This is a genomic window from Rhodanobacter sp. UC4443_H10, assembly GCF_052978325.1.
In genome coordinates, this window is sequence record NZ_CM129668.1 from 1592837 (window position 1) to 1611921 (window position 19085).

18 protein-coding genes are annotated in these 19085 nt (G+C 66.6%); 15 read left to right on the top strand and 3 right to left on the bottom strand.

The features are described 5' to 3' along the window. The first annotated feature begins 52 nt into the window (after positions 1 to 52). The 9 genes from ACVCMB_RS07630 to ACVCMB_RS07670 all read left to right on the top strand — a co-directional run bounded on the left by ACVCMB_RS07630 (position 53) and on the right by ACVCMB_RS07670 (position 9785). Positions 53 to 1558, top strand: coding sequence for a tryptophan halogenase family protein (locus ACVCMB_RS07630; RefSeq protein ID WP_447106549.1), 1506 nt, complete (start codon positions 53 to 55; stop codon positions 1556 to 1558). A 14-nt stretch (positions 1559 to 1572) separates the two neighbouring features. Next, positions 1573 to 3153 (top strand): alpha-amylase family glycosyl hydrolase, encoded by a 1581-nt coding sequence (locus ACVCMB_RS07635; RefSeq protein WP_447106550.1) that lies wholly within the window; start codon positions 1573 to 1575, stop codon positions 3151 to 3153. Positions 3154 to 3358: 205 nt separating this feature from the next. Beyond that, positions 3359 to 5710 carry a glycoside hydrolase family 31 protein gene (locus ACVCMB_RS07640; RefSeq protein ID WP_447106551.1) on the top strand — a complete coding sequence of 784 codons (2352 nt, stop codon included), beginning with the start codon at positions 3359 to 3361 and terminating at the stop codon, positions 5708 to 5710. Positions 5711 to 6147: 437 nt separating this feature from the next. Then, positions 6148 to 6396, top strand: a complete 249-nt coding sequence (locus ACVCMB_RS07645; protein ID WP_447099855.1) for a hypothetical protein — start codon at positions 6148 to 6150, stop codon at positions 6394 to 6396. Between the two features lie 67 nt (positions 6397 to 6463). Next, positions 6464 to 6808 carry a hypothetical protein gene (locus tag ACVCMB_RS07650; RefSeq protein WP_447106552.1) on the top strand — a complete coding sequence of 115 codons (345 nt, stop codon included), beginning with the start codon at positions 6464 to 6466 and terminating at the stop codon, positions 6806 to 6808. Positions 6809 to 7318: 510 nt separating this feature from the next. After that, positions 7319 to 7798, top strand: coding sequence for a hypothetical protein (locus ACVCMB_RS07655; protein ID WP_447106553.1), 480 nt, complete (start codon positions 7319 to 7321; stop codon positions 7796 to 7798). A gap of 154 nt (positions 7799 to 7952) precedes the next feature. Beyond that, the gene (locus tag ACVCMB_RS07660; protein WP_447106554.1) at positions 7953 to 8249 is read left to right on the top strand and encodes a hypothetical protein; all 297 of its coding nucleotides are present in this window, start codon (positions 7953 to 7955) and stop codon (positions 8247 to 8249) included. A 107-nt stretch (positions 8250 to 8356) separates the two neighbouring features. Further along, positions 8357 to 9283, top strand: coding sequence for a PIG-L deacetylase family protein (locus ACVCMB_RS07665; RefSeq protein ID WP_395119907.1), 927 nt, complete (start codon positions 8357 to 8359; stop codon positions 9281 to 9283). Positions 9284 to 9440: 157 nt separating this feature from the next. Next, positions 9441 to 9785 (top strand): antibiotic biosynthesis monooxygenase family protein, encoded by a 345-nt coding sequence (locus tag ACVCMB_RS07670; RefSeq protein ID WP_447106555.1) that lies wholly within the window; start codon positions 9441 to 9443, stop codon positions 9783 to 9785. A gap of 294 nt (positions 9786 to 10079) precedes the next feature. Here the strand turns inward: ACVCMB_RS07670 and ACVCMB_RS07675 are convergent, their stop codons facing one another. Together ACVCMB_RS07675 and ACVCMB_RS07680 are read right to left on the bottom strand one after the other, a co-directional pair. Continuing rightward, positions 10080 to 11075, bottom strand: coding sequence for a hypothetical protein (locus ACVCMB_RS07675; protein WP_447106556.1), 996 nt, complete (start codon positions 11073 to 11075; stop codon positions 10080 to 10082). A gap of 106 nt (positions 11076 to 11181) precedes the next feature. Continuing rightward, complete coding sequence (locus tag ACVCMB_RS07680) at positions 11182 to 12423, bottom strand: S8 family serine peptidase (protein WP_447110592.1); 1242 nt, start codon at positions 12421 to 12423, stop codon at positions 11182 to 11184. A 121-nt stretch (positions 12424 to 12544) separates the two neighbouring features. Here ACVCMB_RS07680 and ACVCMB_RS07685 point away from each other — a divergent pair, with 121 nt between their 5' ends. The 6 genes from ACVCMB_RS07685 to ACVCMB_RS07710 all read left to right on the top strand — a co-directional run bounded on the left by ACVCMB_RS07685 (position 12545) and on the right by ACVCMB_RS07710 (position 17325). After that, a complete protein-coding gene (locus ACVCMB_RS07685) occupies positions 12545 to 13036 on the top strand; it encodes an RNA polymerase sigma factor (RefSeq protein WP_136257897.1) in 492 nt (163 codons plus the stop codon). After that, positions 13033 to 13764, top strand: coding sequence for an anti-sigma factor family protein (locus ACVCMB_RS07690; RefSeq protein WP_447106558.1), 732 nt, complete (start codon positions 13033 to 13035; stop codon positions 13762 to 13764). The genes ACVCMB_RS07685 and ACVCMB_RS07690 overlap by 4 nt, the downstream gene beginning before the upstream one ends. Before the next feature lie 131 nt (positions 13765 to 13895). After that, positions 13896 to 14297, top strand: coding sequence for a VOC family protein (locus ACVCMB_RS07695; RefSeq protein ID WP_136257895.1), 402 nt, complete (start codon positions 13896 to 13898; stop codon positions 14295 to 14297). 155 nt (positions 14298 to 14452) lie between these two features. Continuing rightward, complete coding sequence (locus ACVCMB_RS07700) at positions 14453 to 15184, top strand: ion channel (protein ID WP_447106559.1); 732 nt, start codon at positions 14453 to 14455, stop codon at positions 15182 to 15184. 26 nt (positions 15185 to 15210) lie between these two features. Continuing rightward, positions 15211 to 15636, top strand: a complete 426-nt coding sequence (locus tag ACVCMB_RS07705) for a cupin domain-containing protein (protein WP_447106560.1) — start codon at positions 15211 to 15213, stop codon at positions 15634 to 15636. A gap of 141 nt (positions 15637 to 15777) precedes the next feature. Beyond that, on the top strand, positions 15778 to 17325 hold the full coding sequence (locus ACVCMB_RS07710) for a GH39 family glycosyl hydrolase (protein WP_447106561.1): 1548 nt from the start codon (positions 15778 to 15780) through the stop codon (positions 17323 to 17325). Positions 17326 to 17362: 37 nt separating this feature from the next. Here ACVCMB_RS07710 and ACVCMB_RS07715 read toward each other — a convergent pair whose 3' ends face one another. Then, complete coding sequence (locus ACVCMB_RS07715) at positions 17363 to 18955, bottom strand: tryptophan halogenase family protein (RefSeq protein ID WP_447106562.1); 1593 nt, start codon at positions 18953 to 18955, stop codon at positions 17363 to 17365. Positions 18956 to 19085: the final 130 nt, after the last annotated feature.

The window sequence follows — 19085 nt, forward strand, 5'->3', positions numbered from 1 at the left end:
CGGCGGCGCGGGTTACTTCAGGGCCGGACGCAAGCGGGGAAACGGCAACGGCATGAACGCAGCACCCATCCAACGCGTGGTGATCGTCGGCGGCGGCACGGCCGGCTGGATGACGGCCGCCCTGCTCGCCCGGGCGCTGGGCAAGGCGGTGCAGATCCGCCTGATCGAGTCGGACGAGATCGGCATCGTCGGCGTGGGCGAGGCCACCATCCCGCAGATCCGCCACATCAATGCGTTCCTCGGCATCGACGAGGACGACATGCTCAAGGCCACCCACGGCACGTTCAAGCTGGGTGTGCAGTTGAACAACTTCGGACGGCTCGGCGACTCCTACCTGCACGCCTTCAGCGACATCGGCCTGCCGCTGGGGCTGATCGGCTTCCATCACTACTGGTTGCGGAACCGCCGGCGCGATCCCGACAGCGACCTGTGGGCCTACTCGCTCAACACGCAGGCGGCGAACGAGCACCGCTTCGCGCGCATGGAGAAAGTCGGCGACACGCCGCTGGGCGGCATCAAGTACGCCTACCACTTCGACGCCGGCCTGTACGGCCAGTACCTGCGCAAGCGCTGCGATCCGGCCGTGGTCACGCGCACCGAAGGCAAGGTGGTGGAGGTGAAGCTGCGCGAGGGCGACGGCTTCATCGAATCGGTGCGACTGGCCAGCGGCGAGCGCATCGAAGGCGATCTGTTCATCGACTGCTCGGGCTTCCGCGGCCTGCTGATCGAAGGCGCGCTGCACACCGGCTACGAAAGCTGGCAGCACTGGCTGCCGTGCGACCGCGCGATGGCCGTGGCCTGCGCGCGCAGCGAACCGCTGTGGCCGTACACCCGCGCTACCGCGCGCAACGTCGGCTGGCAATGGCGCGTGCCGTTGCAACACCGCACCGGCAACGGCCTGGTCTACGCCAGTGCGCACCTGAGCGACGACGAGGCCGCCGCGACGCTGCTGGCGAACCTCGACGGCGAGGCGATCGGCGAGCCGCGCCCGCTGCGCTTCACCACGGGCATGCGGCGCAATGCCTGGCAACGCAACTGCGTGGCGCTGGGCCTCGCGGCCGGTTTCATGGAGCCGCTGGAATCGACCAGCATCCACCTGATCCAGTCCGGCATCAGCCGGCTGCTGGCAATGTTCCCCGACCGCCAATGCGATCCGGTGCTGGTCGACGAGTACAACCGCCAGACCCGCTTCGAATACGAAAGCATCCGCGATTTCCTGATCCTGCATTACAAGGCCACCGAGCGCGACGACACGCCGTTCTGGCGCCAGTGCGCGGCCATGGAGATTCCGCCCGGACTGGCCCGCAAGCTGGCGCTGTTCCGCGGCCACGGACAGATTTTCCGCGAGCGCGAGGAACTGTTCACCGAAGTCGCCTGGCTGCAGGTGATGATCGGCCAGCGCATCGAGCCGCAGGCGTATCACCCGCTCGCCGACGCACTGGACGCGACGCAACTGGATGGCTTCCTCGGCGACATCCGCACCCTGGTCGGCCGCGCCGCCGCCAGCATGCCCGACCACGCCCGCTTCGTCGCCGACCACTGCCGCGTCGACCCCTAGAAGGAGACCTCGCCATGCCTCGATCACGCCTCGCCCTGCTCGCCTTGCTCGCCCTGCTCATCGCCGGCCCGGCAATCGCCGCCACCAGGCCGGCACCCGCGGACACGAAGCCGGCCGCCTCCGGCGTGTGGTACGAAATCTTCGTGCGCAGCTGGGTCGACACCAATGGCGACGGCATCGGCGACTTGAACGGCGTCACCGCGAAACTCGATTACCTGCAATCGCTGGGCGTCAGCGGCATCTGGCTGATGCCGATCAATCCCTCGCCCAGCTACCACGGCTACGACGTCACCGACTACCGCGGCATCAACCCCGAGTACGGCACCCTGGCCGACTTCGACCGCCTGCTGGCCGAGGCGCACAAGCGCGGCATCAGGATCATCATGGACCTGGTCATCAACCACAGCAGCAGCGAGCACCCGTGGTTCAAGGCCGCGCGCGATCCGGCCAGCCCGTACCACGACTGGTACCAGTGGTCGAACAGGCACACCGATCTCGATGCGGTCAGCGCCACCGGCTCGCCTGCGTGGCACGCGCTGGGCAAGCAGCACTACCTCGGCATCTTCGTCGACCAGATGCCGGACCTGAACTTCGACAACCCGGCCGTGCGCAAGGAGATGATCGACATCGGCCGGTTCTGGTTGAAGCGCGGCGTCGACGGCTTCCGCCTCGACGCGGCCCAGCACGTCTATTACGACTTCGAGAACCAGCGCCACGACCCGAAGATCCTGGCGAAGAACCTCGCCTGGTGGAGCGAGTTCCGCCACGGCATCGACAGCGTCGATCCGCAGGCTTATGTCGTGGGCGAAGTCACCCGCGACACCGAGGCCGAGCTGGCGCCGTGGTTCAAGCCGCTCAGCGGCGTGTTCAACTTCCCGCTGGCCGTGCAGCTGATCGAAAGCGCCCGCAGCGGCCACGCCGGCAAGCTGCCCGCCCTGCTCGACGGCACCACCCGGGCCTATCACGCGGTCACCGGCAAGTACGGCGTGGACGTGCCGTTCCTGTCCAACCACGACCAGGAACGGGTGATGAGCCAGCTGCACGACAACCCGCAGCAGATGCGCATCGCCGCCGCGATGCTGCTCACGCTGCCCGGCGAGCCGTTCATCTACTACGGCGAAGAACTCGGCATGCGCGGCAAGAAACCCGACCCCGACCTGCGCGAGCCGATGCGCTGGTATCGCGACCCGCAAGGCACCGACCAGACGCACTGGAAGGCTTTCAGTGCCGGCGATGGCGCCGAAGTCACCGTGCAGGCGCAACAGGCCGACCCGCACTCCCTGCTGGCGCGTTACCGCGAACTGATCGGCTGGCGCCGCCACATCGGCGCCCTGCGTGATGGCGCGCTGACCACGCGCGACTTGGGCAACCCGCAATTAATCGCGTGGGAGCTGCGCGATGCGCACGGTGCGGTGCTGGTGGTGCACAACCTGTCCGGCAGCGCGCAAACCATCCGGCTCGCCGCGCACGACCTGCAGCGCTATGCCGGCGTGCGCGCCCGTACCGAGGACGCGACTACGCTGGCGCAAGGTGTGCTGCACCTGCCGGCGTACGGCTCGGCGGTGCTGCAACCGGCATCGGCCAGCACCAAGTGAATCGCGAGAACCGCCACCACGGCAGGAGCCCGCTCGCGGGCGATGCTCTGGCTTTGCCGGATCCCGAACCCGCCATCCTGAGCTTGTCGAAGGACCGAATCCCGAATTCCGGCCCAAGAGCATCGCGCGCGAGCGGGCTCCTGCGGGAGGGACATGGCTCCCACGCGAACGCAAGCCTGCACCGACCCCACTGCGGAGCCCACTCATGACCCGATCGTCCGCCCTGCTCGCCGGCATCTTCGCCACGATGCTCGCGCTCGCCCCAGCCGCCCCGGCCATGGCCAAGGCACCCACCACCTCCTCGACAACGAGTGAGCGCATCGACATCCCCACCGACACCGGCAGTGTGCGCATCACCCTGCCCGCCGCCAACGTCGTGCACCTGAGCGCGCTCGTCGACGGCAAGTCGCCGGCACGTTCGATGGTGATCGACCCCGCGCTCGCATCCGCGCCGACCGGCACCGGCGAAGCGACCACGGCGCTCACGCTCGACTCGCCGCAAGTGCACGTGCGCTACGACCGCGCCGCGCACAGCCTGTCCATCGCCGACGCGCAGGACCACGTGCTGCTGCACATCGCCGACGTCAGCGCGCTGGCGCACGGCAAGCTCAGCCTCGGCCACGCGGCCGGCGATCCGATGTATGGCGTCAGCGGCTACGACGCCTTCACCAGCGATGTCGGCGCCGGCATGCTGCGCCAAGGCAAGCTGGAGGCCAAGGCCGGCGAGCAGGGCTGGGCCGGCGCGCCGCTGGCGTGGAGCACCGCCGGCTACGCCGTGCTGGCCGACATCGACGGCGGCCACTTCATGCTGGCGCCCGCCAGCATCGACATCGCCGCACCCGAGGCGACGCCGCTGGGTGTCTACGTGATCGTCGGCGCGCCCAAGGCGATCTTCGCCGCGGTCGCCGACTTGAGCGGCCACACGCCGCTGTTCCCGAAATGGGCGATGGGCTTCACCAACAGCCAGTGGGGCATCGACCAGAAGGAACTCCTGCAGATCGTCGACACCTACCGCGCCAGGCACATCCCGATCGACAACTTCACCCTCGATTTCGACTGGAAGGCCTGGGGCGAGGACAACTACGGCGAGTTCCGCTGGAACCCCGCCAAGTTCCCCGACGGCCCCGGCGGCGCGCTGGCGAAACAGCTGCACGCGCGCGGCATCCAGCTCACCGGCATCATGAAGCCGCGCCTCCATGTCGGCACGGTGGAGGGACGTTACGCGACGGAGCACGATTTCTGGGTGCCGGGCGAGAAAGTCAGCGACGACTACTTCTCGCACAAACCGGTGAAGAACATCGACTTCGACATCCCCGCCGCGCGCACCTGGTTCGCCGAGCTGGCGATGAAGTACGGCTTCGACCAAGGCATCGTCGGCTGGTGGAACGACGAGGCCGACACCACCGGCAGCGACACCGAGTTCATGAACATGCAGCGTGCCTTGTATGAGGCACAGCGCGCGCAGAGCAAGCTGCGCGTGTGGTCGGTCAACCGCAACTTCTGGCTTGGCTCGCAGCGCTACGCCTACGGCCTCTGGTCGGGCGACATCGACACCGGCTTCGCCAGCATGGCCGGCCAGCGCGCGCGCATGCTCAGTGCGATCAACGTCGGCGCCATGCAATGGGGCATGGACGGCGGCGGCTTCAAGGGCCACCCGTCGAACGAGAACTACGCGCGCTGGATCCAGTTCGGCGCGTTCACCCCGATCTTCCGCGTGCACGGCGCGTTCGACGAAAAACGCCAGCCCTGGGTCTACGGCCCCGTCGCCGAGAAAGCCGCCACCGCGGCGATCCGCCTGCGCTACGCGCTGATCCCCTACATCTACAGCTACGAGTACGCCCGCCACGTCGACGGCGTCGGCCCGGTGCGTCCTCTGCTGTTCGACTGGCCGCACGATCCGAAGGTCGCCAACGACGTCGACAGCTGGCTGTTCGGCGATTACCTGCTGGTCTCGCCGGTAGTGCAGCAAGGCCAGACCGAAAAACACATCTACCTGCCCGCCGGCACCTGGCTCGACTGGTTCACCGGCAAGTCCTACGCCGGCGGCCAGACCATTACCCTGGCAGTGGACGCCACCCACTGGAGCGACATCCCGCTGTTCGTGCGTGAAGGCGCCATCATCCCGACCCAGGCGGTGCAGGACTACGTCGGCCAGAAACCCGTCACCGAAATCTCGCTCGACGCCTTCCCCGGTGACCAGCGCACCAGCTTCGACTACTACGACGACGACGGCAGCACCTACGCCTACGAACACGGCGCGTACTTCCGCCAGTCGCTTTCCCTGCAGCAACATGGCGACACCGTAACCTTCCGGACCGGCAAACCCGAAGGAAGCTTCCACCCCGCCCTGCGCACCTGGCTGCTGAAGATCCACGGCCACGCTGCACAAGCCGTGCAAGTCGACGGCAAGCCGCTGGCTGCACAAGCCGACGCCGCAACCCTGCAACGCACCGACACCGCAGGCTGGGCCACCGGAAAGGATCGCTACGGCCCGGAGACGTGGGTGCGCCTGCCCGCCGGCAAGACAACGACGGTCACGCTGCACGACCGGCGATAAGCGCACAACTTCTCCGGCCACGCCCACGAAGCACACCCCCGAACGGCCGAAGGACCGGCCAGGCGGGCACCCCGGAATACGACCCATCGAGCTTTGCTTCCGCGGGGACGGCGGCATCTTCGGACCGCCTCGGAACATCCCGGCCCCGTCGCGGCCGCGAACCGACGCGCCGGAACGAAAGGCATACAGTTTCCACCAGACCAACCGCAGACTCTGCGCCGCCGTTACACCGCCATGCGTGCTCCGGCAATTCATGCCGGCCCGAAAGTCGCTGACAACAACGGGAGATGCCCACACCCTGCCCCGCCTGCCATGCACGCAAACCCCTGTTCCAACGCGAGAATCGTCTGCTTGTGCGAGCAGGGGCACCGCCGCATACTCTGAGCAACACCCACTTTGTTGGGTCTACTTGGTTAGGCCTCATGGGGAGCATCTCGGTGGGTACCGCATTCTGGATCAAGCGCTTTTTTACCGTTCTCGTTGGCGCGTTTGTCATCATCGGCGCAGCGCAAATGCTCAAAGGCCATGATTTGTCTTACTCCGTGACTCAAGCTGCAATATGGGGCGCCATCACGGCAATCGTGTTCACGGTGGGCAGACTTTATCAATCTCGTAGAGGTCAGCACTGCGCAATCTGCAAGGACACACCAGAAATGCAGCAGGGTGATCGCGGCAGCGATGCCTGACCGTTCGTTCAAGGCGGACGGATTCGCTGCCTCTCAACTCCAGCGTTAGGCATAGGGATGCTGTCTGATGAGTACTGAGGTCATATTGGGCATTGGCGTCGTCTTGGTGATCGTGGTCGGCTTCATCGGCAAGCTCATTCCAAAGCGCATACCGCCCTCCAAGTCCTTCAAGTGTGGTCGCTGCGGTGTACAGGCACTTCACACCAACCGCACTGCAGAGGCGTGGCGCAATGGCAAGACAAAATTCTTCTGTCAGTCTTGCCACCACAAGTGGCTCCAGTCGCATCCGCCGCAAGAGCGCGAGTCTTATGGTGTACGTGGTTCGTCAGGGCGGGGCTCTGGATGTCTGGGCGTCGTGGTGCTGTTTGCGCTGGTTCCAATAGGCACGTGGGCTGTCTGGGCCTATGTCTGACAGCTCGTTCAAGACGGACGGCTTCGCCGCCGCTTATTCCAGCGTTAGACGTAGAGAGGCAGGAGTAACCACATGCACTGTCCGCTCTGCAGGCACTTCATTGAGCTTCGATATTTTGAGATGTGCCGCGTAACCATGCGGGGCTCCAAGGTCTGGTCGATGCAGTGTCCTTGCTGTAAGCAGAAAGTAACCGTGCCAAAGGTGTGTGACTTTGGTGCTTGCGTTTTGCCTTGCCTTTTTATGACCCTTGTCGCCGGATGCCTAATTCCATACCGTTCCAATCCAGCTATATCTCTTGTTATAGCGACTACATTTCTGTTTTTTCCAGCGGTGTACTTCCTCACTGGATTGAGCCGGATGATATTTTTCCCAAAACTGGCGTCAAGGCGAGTGAGGGCTAAACAGGCCGCCCAAGCACAGCAATCGCAACCGTCTGACACTCCCTTCAAGGCGCACGGCTGCGCCACCGCCTAGTTCAAGCGCCAGTTTTGCCTATGGAGATCAAAACACATGAAAGCTTCACGTAGTACTCATCTGTCATTATTGGCAGCATTTTTCGTGTGCGTCAGCGCAGAAGCTGTCGCAGCGTCACCAAGCGCACTCCACGCAGACGTACTACTCGGGTGTTACGCGCAAGACCCAAATGGACCGATCACCATGCGCGTAAACAGAGAAGATGGGCATTACTCTCTTGTTGCCATCCATAAGGATGGGAGCACAGAAAAATCATTCACGTTGTATAGTCGCGAGGCGAAGGAAGGCAAAGCACAGGATGCGGAGAAGATTGACGCGCTGATCTCGGATAAGCTAGGCGTCATCGCAATACTCAAGTCAAAAAACGGTGTGCCGATAAACACCACGAGTCCGGGTAGTGACGTCTATTTCTATGCTCCCCAGGTCGGTGGCCCGCTGTTCAAGAGAACGTGTCCAAAAGTGGGGGATCACGACCGGACAAGTCGTCCAAGCGGGCCGCGCTCCGCGACCGGTTGACTCGAGCGTTGTGCTTGCAGATCCACCGGCAACAGCTGCGGGCTCATGTCAATGTGTAGGTAGCGCGCCATGTCGGCCCCACTTGTTCGTGTGGGGCTATTGAAGCAAGATCGGCAGAGGTTTTTCTACAACCTCGTTAGGCACGGAGACAGGCATGTCCCTATTTGCCGGTGTTGCACTCGTGGCTTTTGCGGCCATCTGGCTCACGGCGGCCCTCACTTTGCTGGCGTGTGCCGTCTACGCGTTCAAGGCTGTTCGCCAAGCTCGCCCAGGTATCAATCTCCGGGGTCGCGACACGCTCTGGAACCCGCTCAACGTGCTCCTTAGCTCCAAGATGCTCACAGACGCGGGCCTGCGCTATCGTCACAAGTTTCTTGTGTCGCTCGCAATCTTCGTCGCATGCGTAGGTGGTACTTTGCTGTTTGCAACAATCACAGGGCACCTCGGGTGAAGTGCGGGCTGCCCAACCAGTCGCTCAAGGCGGACGGCTTCGCCGCGGCTTGACTCAAGCGTTGGTACTCACACCCATTTCTCTCGCATGTGAAAGCGGAGGTCGCAATGAAACGGCTATTCGCATTAGCGCTGTCAATCATTCTTCCTGGCCTGGCCTGTGCGAAAGAAGCACCAAAATTTTCCGGCCCACTAGCCGAGACGATGGCCGGCAAGCGAGTTCTTTTGGTTTCCGCTCATCCGGACGACGAGAGTCTGTTTGCCCCTCTCCTGGCTGAAGTTTGCCGCTTCAATGGAGCAACTTGCCACCTGGTTGTTGCAGCTGAGGCAAATAGTCCGGGGTGCATCATCCCGCTTAAACTGCATGATCTTGAAAAGTGCAGCTCGATGCGGCGCTACGAGACTGCCGCTTCTGCTTCAAACTTGAACGCGAGCCATGAGTTCTATGGCTGGCGCGACGTACTTTCACCCTGGAATGACGCAGGTCTTGACAGGAATATTGACGAGTGGGCAAAAGACGTAGGCGGACGCACCAAGCTCGTGCATCGCATCTACCACACTCTTTCGCAATTCAAGCCAGACTTCCTGCTTGGCTTTGACCCTCGCCATGGCACAACCTGCAACCCAAATCACCGCGCAATCGTGCTTTTGGCACTGGAGGCGGTGAAACAACTTCCACCCGAGCAACGTCCACACGTTTGGCTGGAGTCCGACTTTGCGGTTCCAACAACGGCGCCGCCCGACTTGGCCGCGATCATTGATGAATTCGGTATTGTCCGATGGCCGAACGATGACGTCGCAACAACGTGGTACGACAGCAATTTCAAACTGCCTAACGGCAGAACCACATGGGACTACCTCGTGGATGCGCTCAGACTCAATTCCACTCAGTTTCCTGATATTGCAACAGGCAAGAGGACGCCTAACCCTTCCACGCAGTATCGTCGAGTCCCATTTGTAAAGCTTGCCGATATCAATCCAACGCAGAGAGGCATGTGTGAACCTTACACTCCGGAGTTTTCGCTCTCCCTATAGTCGGTGAGTGCCAAAAATTCATTCAAGCCGAAGCCGCTTCGCGGCTCGGCTCAATTCAGGCGTTGGCCGGCAGCTCGAGCCGGTTTGCCGTATCGCGTGCTTCGCCCGGCTTCGCGCCGGGTTCAACTCACGTGCAAGTCATCAGCCCGAGACTGCAATGACGTCGAGACCGTCCGCTGCCACCGACTGCTTCATCGCCCTGTATCGCTGGCGTCTGCATGCCGGCGCCGAGGACGACTTCGTGCAAGGCTGGTCCCGCATCACCGAGTTGCTTCGGTTGCGCGGTTCGCTCGGTTCTCGCCTGCATCGCGGTTCCGACGGCCTGTGGTACAGCTATGCGCAGTGGCCCAGCGCGCAGGTGCGCCGCGACATCTTTGCGCTCGGTCCTCTCGACGAGGAAGCCAGCCGCCGGATGAAGGCAGCCATCGCGGAGAGCCTTCCGGAGATCACGCTCGACACAAGGGCCGACTACCTCGATGCACTGCATCGCGAGGGCATCTGAAATGACGCGGCAGCCATGGACGGCCTGCACGCCAGCGGGATTCCTGCGGGCCTGATTCTTGCTGCAGTTTGCGCGGCACGTTCGCGAAGCGCGGCTCCGGTGCCGCCTTTCGCGTGTCAACTGGATGCATCGCGCACTCTTTCTCACCCCTGCGACGATCCTCGTCCGCTGCCTCCTGCCCGCCTGCCTTCTCGCCATCCCGGCGCGGGCCGCGATGAAGGCGGGGAGCGAACCGCGGCCTGCGGCGAACCTGGGACAGGGTTCGCGGCAGGCCGCGGAAGTTGCACTACGGACTCAGTGCTGCGCATCCGCGCTGGTACCGGCGTCGCCGTTGGCTTGTGCCGAGGCGGAGAGGCCGCCGCGGGCCGAGCCGTGGGCGTTGGCGTGGCCGCCGGCGTTGGCCGAGCCGTTGCTTTGGGCGGCCGGGCCAGCGTTGGCGTCGGTGGTGCCGTGGGCGGCGCCGGAGCCGGAGACGTCGAGCGATGCATTGCCGGTGCGGCGTGCGGCATCCGCTGCTTGGGGCAGCAGGCCCGACGACGGGGACGCCGAGTCATTCGACGGCTGTTGCGCGGCGTCCGTGGTTACCGGGCTGGTCCGCGCCGCGTTGCCTGCGGCAGCCGCGCCGAGCGAGCCGTCCGCGCTGACCGACTGGGCGCCGTTGGCGATCGCCTGCCCGGCGGTGTCCAGGCCCGCGCTGGCCGCGGCTTCGGCGTTCGCCGGGGCGCTCTGCACGCGATCCAGCGCGTTGCGGGTTCCGCGTTTGGCCGTCGAGACGGCTGAACGCGTCGAGCCGGCGGCCTGACCGGCGGCATCGGTGGCGGCCCGGCGCGGACCGCTGGCGTCGATGGCGCCATTCACGGAAGAACCCAGTTCGCCTGCACCGTTCAATACCGCGTTGCCGTTGCCGGCGGGGTTGGCGGCGACCGAGCCGGCGAGGCTGCCGGCCGCACCCGCGCCCGCCTGGCCGTTCACCTGGCGAGTGGCCTGCGCGGCGGCGCCGGTGGCCGCATCGGCGGCTGCCCCGGCACGCGGGTGCGGCGCGCGACGTTCGGCGGCACGGGGGTTCACGTCGGGAGCATGGAGATTGCCCATGCCGCGTGCGGCGCCGTCGATGCGACCACCGATCTGGTCCATGGTGGTCGGCATGGAACCGCGCAAGCCACCGCCGATGCCACCACCGAGCGCGCCGCCCAGCACCTGGGCATGCACCGGTATCGCCGTGGCGAGCGCAAGCGTGCCGGCGAGCAGGCCGATGGTGACAGTCTTGTTGATGAGAGTCGTGTTGCGCATGGTAGGACCTCCTGCCAGCGGACGATCCGCGGCTTCCAAGGTCCTGTACGTCGCTGCCGGGGGAATCCTTCCGTACCGGCCAGTGACGCTTGGGCGGCGTTCAGTTTCAGGGCGACAGCAGGCCGTAACCGTAACGCGGGTCGCGACCGCGGGCGCCGAGCGGGCGCGCTTCGCCGATCAGCTGCTGCTGCACCTGGGCCGCGGCGCCCGTGCGCGGGGCTTCCAACAGTTGCGCCGCTTTTCGCGCCACGATCGGCGCCGCGAACGAGGTGCCACGCAGTGCGTTGCGGCCGCTGCCGACCACACCGGACGCACAGAAATCCACCTGCTCGCCGCTGCCGGCTTCGGGCAGCACACGGTCGCGCGCGTCGACGCCGCTGACGCCGATCACGTCCGGGTACGCCGCCGGATACAGCGGTGGCGCCGCGGGGCCGTCGTTGCCCACGGCGCTGACCAGCACGTGGCCGCGGGCGATCATCGCCTGCACTGCACGCGCGAGCACCGGGTTGTCCGGACCGACCAAGCTGATGTTGATCACCGCCACGTGCTCGCGCGCCATCCACGCCAGCGCGTCCACCAGTTTCGAGGTGGCGCCGCCGACCGCATCGCCGCACCACAGGTCGGCGGCATACAGCGTGTCCGCGTCGCCGGCGACGAGGCGCGCGGCGACCGCCGTGCCGTGCCGCGACGGATTCGCCGTGGTGCAGTCGTGCCGCTCGATGCGCGCGTGCGCCAGCGCGGGATCGCCGGGATCGACGCCGCCGTCGATCAGCCCCACGCGTTGCGATGGCGCAACGGACGACGGCGCCGCCGCCGTCGCGACGCGGGCCGCGTCGCCCTCGCCGGCGGGCAGGTACAGGTGCTGATAGGTGAACGCTGCGCCCGGCGCGGCTCGCTGCAGGGCGCGCAGGGCGCGGGACGTGCGGCGGTTGCGGGTGTCGTGCAGCACCACGAAGTCCAGCCCCAGCGTGGCATCCGCCGACGTTTGGCGATCCACCACGAAACCGGCTGCCTGCACGGCATCGCGTTGCGCCGTCGACAGGCCGGTGGCGAGGAATTCGCCGCGCAGGACCGGCGCGCCGTGCGGGTCGATGTCGACGCGCCGAGGCTCCCTGCGCCGCAGCGTGTCGATCTGCACTTTTCGCGTGAGGGCGAGTGGGCCGCGCAGCAGGTCGTCGACGCTGTGCAAGGGCGCAACGGGATCCAAGCCGGGCAGACGCGCGCCGGGCAGTTGCACGTTCGGCAATCCTTGCACCGGGCCGAGCACCTGCGCCTGCGCAGGCGCCACGCCGATCGAGGCGATGGCCAGCAGCAAAACGAACACGGCGGACGGACGGCGCATGGGCATGGCCAACGGCCTCGGGAGCAACGGGGCCGGATGCTAGCATGGCCCCGCTTTACGCCCTCGAACCGCGCCGACGCGCACGAGGGAAGGAATCCACCCCTCCAGACGTAATGGAAGGTGATGCGTGAATTCGAGCGACGCCGTGCGCGAAGGACTGATCCCGCTGTTGCCGCGCCTGCGCCGGCTGGCGCGGGCGCTGGCCGGCCAGGCCGCCGACGCCGACGACCTGGTGCAGATCGTGCTGGAGCGCGCGCTCGCTCGTGCCGCGCAGTGGCGGCCGGATGCCGCGCTGGATCGGTGGGTGTTCGCGATCGCACGCAATGCCTGGCGCGACGAACTGCGCGCGCGCGGCCGTTCGCAGCATCTGTTCGCGCCGGAGGAAGCCGGCGAGATGGCGGCCGACCGCGCCAGTGCGCAGCCGGCGCAGCAACTGGAACTGGCGATGGCGCTGGCGGCGCTGCCGCCGGACCATCGCGAAGTGGTGGCCCTGGTGCTGGTCGAGGGCATGTCCTACGGCGAGGCCGCCGAGCTGCTGGAGGTGCCGGTGGGCACCGTCACCAGTCGCCTGGCTCGCGCCCGCGCCACCTTGCAGGCCCACCTTGGGAAAGAAGCATGAACGCGATCGACGACGACACCTTGCAGGCTTACGTGGATGGCGAACTCGACGCCGACGCGGCCGCGCGCGTCGACGCCGCGCTGGCGCACGACGCCGTGCTCGCGCACCGCGTGCAGCAGGCGCGTGCCGTGCGCGCGCAACTGCATGCCGCGTTCGACCCGGTGCTCGACGAGCCGGTGCCGGCGCGGCTGTCCGCCTTGCTGCAGCCGCCCGCCGCCCCGGCGCTCGCCGGTGGACGTCATGCGCACGCCATGCATCGCCGCGCACCACGGCGCTGGTATGTGGGCGCCGCGCTGGCCGCGTCGGTGGCACTGCTGGCCGTGGCCCTGTGGTGGCCGCGCGCCGACGGCGACATGCTGCGCATGCACGGCGGCCAGTCGTTTGCCGCCGGTCCGCTGGAGCAAGCGCTGAATCATGCGCTGGCAAGCGAACCGGAAGCAGATGCGCAGGTGGCGATCGGCCTGAGTTTCCGCAGCAACGACGGGCACATCTGCCGCAGCTTCGTGCTGCATCGTGCACCGGCGCGCGCCGGGCTCGCCTGCCATGGCGACGACGGCTGGAGCGTGCCCGTGCTCACCGCGGCGCCCTCGCCCGGGTACGACGGCGAACTGCGCCAGGCGGCCAGCGACTTGCCGAGCGCGGTCCGCGCCGCGATCGACGCCCGCTTGCGCGGCGAAGTCTTCGATGCGAAACAGGAGCGCGCAGCGCGCGACGCCGGCTGGCAGTAACTGTGCAGCCCATCACGCGGACTGCGCGACTGCGGCCGTCGACGGCCTTGCATCGCCGGTCCGCTGCCGTGCAGGCTAGGCAGCGCCCGACCGTCGGCCGGCCGCCACCTTCCAATGCGGAGACATACGCCATGTTCAGTCACGTGATGGTCGGCTCGAACGACATCGAACGGGCAAAGCGCTTCTATGACGCCGTGCTGGGTACGCTGGGAGCGGGCCAACCGCACCGCGACCGGACCGCCACCGGCCACGACCGCCTGTTCTATCGGCACGACGGCAACACCTTCTGCGTGAGCGAGCCGATCGACGGCGGCGCGGCAACGTTCGCCAACGGCGGCACGATCGGCTTCAAGTGCAACTCGCCCGAACAGGTGCGCGCGTTCCACGACACCGCCGTGGCCCACGGCGGCACCTCGATCGAACAGCCGCCCGGGCTGCGCGAAAGCGGCTTTGGCGCGCTGTACCTGGCCTACGTGCGCGACCCCGACGGCAACAAGCTGTGCGCGAGCCATCGCGTCAGGCGGGAGGAGTGAGAGCGGGCGAGAAGATGTCTTGTGCCGAGCCGCGCGGAGAGCCCGGAAGGCCCAGTAACGTCATCCCAGCGAACGCGGGAATCCATGGTGCGCCCCGCAAGATCAAGACGAATTCCCGCGTTCGAACTTCCTTTCGTTGAAACGCAGGAGCACGCATGAACCAGACCGCGAACGCCTCCGACCACCACACTTCGCGCATCGCCCGGCCACGCTGGGTGGCCACGGTGATCCGCCATCCCTCGGCGATCCTCCTGCTGGTGCAGCTGGCCGGCTTGCTGCTGTATCCGTTCATCGAGCAGACACATTCGGCGCGCGCGTTGTTCGGCGCGTTCGGTGTGGTGGTGTTGCTGCTGACGATCGCGATGGTGCAGCGCACGCGCGGACGCGGCTGGGTGAGCCTGGCGATCGCGGTGCCGGCAGTGGTATTGAACGTGATGGGCCTGACGCTGGAGCTGCCGGCGCTGCGGCCCTGGTGGGCGGCGCTGGAGGCGCTGTTCTACTTCTACGCGGCCGGCTGCCTGATCGCGTACATGCTGGCCGACCGGCGCGCCACCACCGACGAGCTGTTCGCCGCCGGGGCCACCTTCACCCTGCTGGTGTGGGCGTTCACCTATCTGTTCGTGTTGTGCCAGACCCTGCAGCCGGGCTGTTTTTCCGCGGCGGTCGACCCGCAGGCACCGCGCACGTGGACCGAGCTGCTGTTTCTGAGTTTCGCGCTGATGTCGAGCACCGGCATCGGCGACGTCATCCCGATCACCGTCCACGCGCGGGCGGTGGCAAGCCTGGAGATGTTCGTCGGCGTGATGTATCTCGCGCTGGTGGTCTCGCGGCTGATCGGGCTCACCATCGCTCCGTCGGCAGCGGGCGGCAAGCGCGGAGAATCGTGATTTTTCGACCGGATGAGGAGGTTCGCATGAACGCGCCAGACGCCACCCGCAAGCCGCTGATCACGCGACCGGCGCAGGGCCGCCGCTACGACATGGGCCGCATGCGCGCGGTATTCCATGCCGATGGCGCGCAGACTGCCGAGCGCTACTCGCTGTCGGAGTGGTGGCTGCAGCCGCGCACCGGCGGGCCGGGCAGCCATGCCCATGACGACGACCACATCTATTATGTCCTCGCCGGCACGCTCAGCGTCTGCATCGACGGCGAGTGGGCGCCAGCGCCGCGCGGCAGCTGGGTGCTGATCCCCGGTGGCACGCCGCACGATTTCGAGAATCGCGACGCGGCCGAATGCGGTTTCCTGTGCATCAACACGCCCGCTGGCTTCGAACGGAAGATGCACGAACTGGTGGCCTGGTTTGCCGACAACCCGCTGGGCGACGCCCGGTCCGATTGACTCGCGCCGGCCGGGCGGACGGGGCTCACTGGACGCCGCACGCCGACTGCAAGATACTGCGGCAGTCGGCACGTAAACGTTTACATCGCGCGTGCCCGACCCCACCGACCCCAAGCTCCGCTGACGACGAGGAATCCCCCGATGCGCCTCCCGGCCGCCTTCCGCCATTTCCTGCTCGGCCTGTGCGCCAGCGCCTTGCTGGTTGGCTCCGCCCTCGCGGCCACGCCGGCCACCGTGCAGATCCGCGTCGACGCACAGGCCGCCGGCACGCCGTTCCCGCACTTCTGGGAAACCATGTTCGGCTCCGGCCGCGCCTCGCTGTCGCTGCGCGACGATTACCGCAAGGACCTGGACGCCGTGCGCGAGGCCACCGGCCTCAGCTACATCCGCTTCCACGGCATCTTCGACCACGACGTGGGCATGGTGAACCGCGACCCGGACGGCTCGATCCGCTACAACTTCTCCTACATCGACCAGATCTATGACGGCCTGCTCGAGCACGGCGTGAAACCGTTCATCGAGCTGGGCTTCATGCCGCCGGAGCTCACCTCCGACCCGAACGAGCTGCAGGAGTTCTGGTATCACCCCAACCGCGCGCCGCCGAAGAACTACGCCGAGTGGGACGCGATGATCACCGCCTTCGCCCGCCACCTGGTCGCGCGTTACGGCATCGACGAGGTAGCCAGCTGGTACTTCGAGGTGTGGAACGAGCCGAACATCGGCTTCTGGGCCGGCGAACCGAAGCAGTCCACCTACTACACGCTGTACGACCACACCGCCCGCGCGCTGAAGGCGGTGAGCCCACGCCTGCGCGTCGGCGGGCCGGCCACCGCACAGGGCGCGTGGGCCACGGATTTCCTGGCGCACACGAAAAAGAACAACGTGCCGGTCGATTTCCTCAGCACCCACGTCTACGGCGACGACACCGCGCAGAACGTGTTCCACAGCGACGAGCACATCCCGCGCCGCGACATGGTCTGCCGCACGGTGGACAAGGTGCACAAGGAGATCCTCGCCTCGCCCTACCCGCAGATGCCGCTGGTGTTCAGCGAGTACAACGCCAGCTACGCCAACCTGCCCAACGTCACCGACACCGTGTTCATGGGGCCGTGGATGGCCAACACGATCCGCGAGTGCGCCGGCAAGATCCAGATCATGAGCTACTGGTCGTTCTCCGACGTGTTCGAGGAACAGGGCATCGTGCGCAATCCGTTCTACGGCGGCTTCGGCCTGATCGCCGCGCGACGCATCCCCAAGCCCGCATTCAACGCCTTCGCGATGCTGCACAAGCTGGGCGATCGCCAGCTGAAATCGGACTCCGACTCGGCCCTGGTGACCAGGCGCGACGACGGCACCGTGGTGCTGGCACTGTGGAACTACGCCCCGCCAGTGGGCGACACCGCCAGCTACACGCCCGGCAAGCCCCGGGGCACGAACAGGCATTTCAGCGTCGACGTGCGCAACCTCGCCGCCGGCGCCCATGCCACCGTGTGGCGGCTGGACGAAAACCACGGCAACGCGGTAGCCGCGTTCGACCAGATGGGTCGCCCGGACTTCCCCAGCCGCGCGCAGATCGCCGCCTTGCGCAAGGCCGGCGAGATGGCGCCGCCGCAGCGCGTCGAACTGCATGATGGCAAGCTGCAGCTCGACATTCCGCCGCAGGGGCTGGTGGTGGTCGAGTTGCGCTGAGGTCGGAGCCCGGCGCGCATCGCGCGCGCCGGAGGCGTCAACCGCCGACTGCCACCGGTTCGCCTGTGCGAACCGGATTTCGCTGCGCATGTTGCCGGCACAACTGCTCCACCAGCGCCCGGTGATCCGGCAGATCCTGCAGCGCGCGCCCCGCCACCTGCTGGATCATCGCGAACTCGCGCCGCGCCTCGTCCATCTGCGGGTAGGCGCTGCGGGCGTGCTCCAGGTCGGTCCTGAACTCCATGCCATAGAGCACGTACTGCCAGCTCGCCGGCATGAACATTTCCAGGTCGGTGACGAAGTCCAGCCGGTGCGGCGGGCGACGCCGCCACAGTTGCAGGCGATCGCGCAGCGTCGGCGGAATGCTGGCCGGGTTGGCGTTGTCGATCCAGAACGCCGAGTCGCGCCGCTGCGACAGGCAGTAATGCATCTTGATGAAGTCGATGATGCGCTCGTAGCGCGCCACCATCATTTCGTTGAAGCGCCGTGCCGTGCGCTCCATGTCGTCGTGATCGGCCGGGAACAGGTGGGTCAGCATGCACACCGCCAGCTCGACCAGCGCGATGCCGGTGGATTCCAGCGGTTCCACGAACCCGCCGGCCAGACCGACCGCCACGCAGTTCCCGCGCCAGTGTTCCGGGCGATAGCCGGTCTCGAACTGCAGGTGCTGGGCTTCGAGCGCATCGGCCGCCGCACCGACGTAACGGCGCGCGATCTCCTCGGCCTGCGTGGCATCCATGTGCCGAGACGAATAGACGTGGCCGATGCCGCGGCGCTTCTGCAGGCCGATGTCCCAGACCCATCCCGCCGGCTGCGCCGTGGCCCGGGTATACGGCAGGATCGGCGTGTCCGGTGCCGGATACGGCACCTGCAAGGCCACCGCGCGATCGACGAACAGCACGTCGCGGCGACTGCGGAACGCCGATCGCATGGCGCCGCCGATCAGGCTGCCGCGCAGGCCGGTGCAATCCACGTAGAGGTCGGCCGAGAGCGCACCGAGCTCGGTGGTGACCACCCGCGCGATATTGCCCCGCTCGTCCAGCTCCGTGCGTTCGACCGTCGCCAGATGGCGCTTCACGCCCAGGCCCTGGCCGTGCTCGGCCAGGGTGGCGGCGAAGGCGGCCGCGTCGAAATGGTAGGCATGGTTCATCGGTGCCTGGTAATCGGCATCGGAGGCGTGCTTTGGTGCGCGCCCGTGATCGACCAGCCGGCTCTGCATGGTCACCGCTTCGGCGAACGGCGTGCCTTCGGGCGCCGCGCCCAGCAACCAATACGGCAACAGCTCGGGACTGCCCGGCCGACGGCTGGGCGTGTTGAACGGATGGAAGAAACGATCCGCGCCCGGCATGCCCGGCGGCCGCACCCAGTTGACGTACTGGATGCCCTGCTTGAACGTCGCCGTGGCGCCGACCAGGAACCGGCGTTCGTCCAGGCCGATCGCCGCCAGCGTGCCCCGGATCGAGGGAAAGGTCGCCTCGCCCACGCCGAGCAGGCGGATGTTCGGCGACTCGACCAGCTCCACCTGGACGCTCTCCGGCGCCGTGCTGTTCATCGCCTTGGCCAGGTAGCAGGCGGCCAGCCAGCCGGCCGTGCCACCCCCGACGACCAACACCTTCTTGAGACGTGGCATGGATTTTCTCCCCTGCTGCCATGCAGCAAGCAAATTCGCGATATTCGCAGTAGCATCCGAATTGACAGCGCTGTCATATTGAAGTTGACAGCGCTATCAATCAGCCTACCGCAAGCTCACGATATTGGGG

Bases quoted from the DNA above. Each gene is read 5' to 3' on its own strand.
- ACVCMB_RS07630 (WP_447106549.1), top strand. From the start codon at position 53: ATGAACGCAGCACCCATCCAACGCGTGGTGATCGTCGGCGGCGGCACG.
- ACVCMB_RS07635 (WP_447106550.1), top strand. From the start codon at position 1,573: ATGCCTCGATCACGCCTCGCCCTGCTCGCCTTGCTCGCCCTGCTCATC.
- ACVCMB_RS07640 (WP_447106551.1), top strand. From the start codon at position 3,359: ATGACCCGATCGTCCGCCCTGCTCGCCGGCATCTTCGCCACGATGCTC.
- ACVCMB_RS07650 (WP_447106552.1), top strand. From the start codon at position 6,464: ATGAGTACTGAGGTCATATTGGGCATTGGCGTCGTCTTGGTGATCGTG.
- ACVCMB_RS07655 (WP_447106553.1), top strand. From the start codon at position 7,319: ATGAAAGCTTCACGTAGTACTCATCTGTCATTATTGGCAGCATTTTTC.
- ACVCMB_RS07660 (WP_447106554.1), top strand. From the start codon at position 7,953: ATGTCCCTATTTGCCGGTGTTGCACTCGTGGCTTTTGCGGCCATCTGG.
- ACVCMB_RS07665 (WP_395119907.1), top strand. From the start codon at position 8,357: ATGAAACGGCTATTCGCATTAGCGCTGTCAATCATTCTTCCTGGCCTG.
- ACVCMB_RS07670 (WP_447106555.1), top strand. From the start codon at position 9,441: ATGACGTCGAGACCGTCCGCTGCCACCGACTGCTTCATCGCCCTGTAT.
- ACVCMB_RS07675 (WP_447106556.1), bottom strand. From the start codon at position 11,075: ATGCGCAACACGACTCTCATCAACAAGACTGTCACCATCGGCCTGCTC.
- ACVCMB_RS07680 (WP_447110592.1), bottom strand. From the start codon at position 12,423: ATGCCCATGCGCCGTCCGTCCGCCGTGTTCGTTTTGCTGCTGGCCATC.
- ACVCMB_RS07690 (WP_447106558.1), top strand. From the start codon at position 13,033: ATGAACGCGATCGACGACGACACCTTGCAGGCTTACGTGGATGGCGAA.
- ACVCMB_RS07695 (WP_136257895.1), top strand. From the start codon at position 13,896: ATGTTCAGTCACGTGATGGTCGGCTCGAACGACATCGAACGGGCAAAG.
- ACVCMB_RS07700 (WP_447106559.1), top strand. From the start codon at position 14,453: ATGAACCAGACCGCGAACGCCTCCGACCACCACACTTCGCGCATCGCC.
- ACVCMB_RS07705 (WP_447106560.1), top strand. From the start codon at position 15,211: ATGAACGCGCCAGACGCCACCCGCAAGCCGCTGATCACGCGACCGGCG.
- ACVCMB_RS07710 (WP_447106561.1), top strand. From the start codon at position 15,778: ATGCGCCTCCCGGCCGCCTTCCGCCATTTCCTGCTCGGCCTGTGCGCC.
- ACVCMB_RS07715 (WP_447106562.1), bottom strand. From the start codon at position 18,955: ATGCCACGTCTCAAGAAGGTGTTGGTCGTCGGGGGTGGCACGGCCGGC.